Consider the following 1,434-nt stretch of genomic DNA (forward strand, 5'->3'; position numbering starts at 1 on the left):
AGTCAGTTGGGGTGAAGGTACCGGCCAGCAATGTTACCTGAACTATATTCTGCCGCCGCAATTAGCCAACGGTAAAGTCAGCGCGATGATGCGGTTTACCTCGACCTGTGTGCCTCAGGAGCAATCGCTTCGTGAGTAAAGGCTTCGATATGACGTATTTTTTCAGCGGAAAAGACGATAACGCTGCAGGAAGGCGCTAACCCAATGCTATTTACTGCCAGAAAAAGAGGCAATGATGTATGAAACTATCTATGAATAAAGTGGGTGTGCTATTTGGCGGCCTCTTGTTAAGTGTTATCAGCACCAGTAGCTGGGCCGTGGCGAATTGTTCGTTTGATGCTGGCGCCACTCAAACGGAAACCGTGCCGTTGACTCCGCCGGTGATTTCGGCGGGGGTCGATATTCCCGTAGGGACGGTGCTGTATCAAGGCAGCTGGTTGATGAGAAACACTAAGATGGGATGCCAGTGGGCACAGGCTGACGTAGGTAAATCATTTTGGTTCAGCAGTTCAACGTTGATTAGCCATGCCCCACTCCCTCTGAGCGGCTTGATGACCGGTCCGTTTGCGGGTGCCGTTTATCAGACCAATATTCCGGGGATTGGTGTGGCCATTTCACGAAGCCCAGATGGCAATCCGATAATAGTTAACCGGCCTGCGGTGACGACGGATACAGAGAACCCTATAAGGCAGGTAGGCAATGAATTAGGCGGCGCCTTGGATTTTAGCGGTTCAACACGTTATGTCTCGCTCATTAAAACGGGGGCTATTACCCCCGGTAGCTTTACGATTAGCGGTGCAAATTTCCCGAGTATCACGACTACGCTTGAGCCCGCGGTGAATACTCATGCGGGTTCTGTTCCCGTCACCGGGTTGCCGTTTACTTTTTACAATATCAATTTTCAGGGAACCCTGACGGTGTCTACGCAAACCTGCACCACACCAGATGTCACGGTTGCATTGGGACGTTATGACAAAAATGAAATTTTTAGGGGGATAAACTCAACAACACCTTGGATTGATGCGTCAATTAACCTCATAAATTGCCCTAGATTCTACGGTTTTTATAACAGTACCAATACGACGATATTGATGAATTACAATACCGGAATGGGGAGTACATCCAACTCGCTCAATAACGGTATTGGCGTGCGCCTGACACCTGCTACCAATGTAATTGATGCCGCCAATGGGATTATGGCTATCGACTCGACGGTATCCGGTGCAGCATCGGGCGTAGGTATCCAGATTGGTTGGGGAAGTAGTAGCCAAACCCCAACGCTGTTTAACTTTGCGGCAGAACAAACAGTGACGCTGCCAAAAGACGGCAGTTCTACAATCCGTGTTCCGCTGTCTGCCCGCTATATTCAAACAGAAGCGAACGTCACACCGGGTAAAGCGAATGGTAAAGCCGTGTTCTTGATCAATTATTATT

1 protein-coding gene is annotated in these 1,434 nt (G+C 49.2%); it reads left to right on the forward strand.

Annotation, left to right across the window (positions count from 1 at the left end):
• Positions 1-239: 239 nt before the first annotated feature.
• Positions 240-1,434: fimbrial protein (locus V1952_RS21805; protein ID WP_420072524.1), on the forward strand; the 1,195-nt coding region annotated here is incomplete at its 3' end.

This window comes from Yersinia sp. 2542 StPb PI (assembly GCF_048593855.1).
GTDB lineage: Bacteria > Pseudomonadota > Gammaproteobacteria > Enterobacterales > Enterobacteriaceae > Yersinia > Yersinia enterocolitica_E.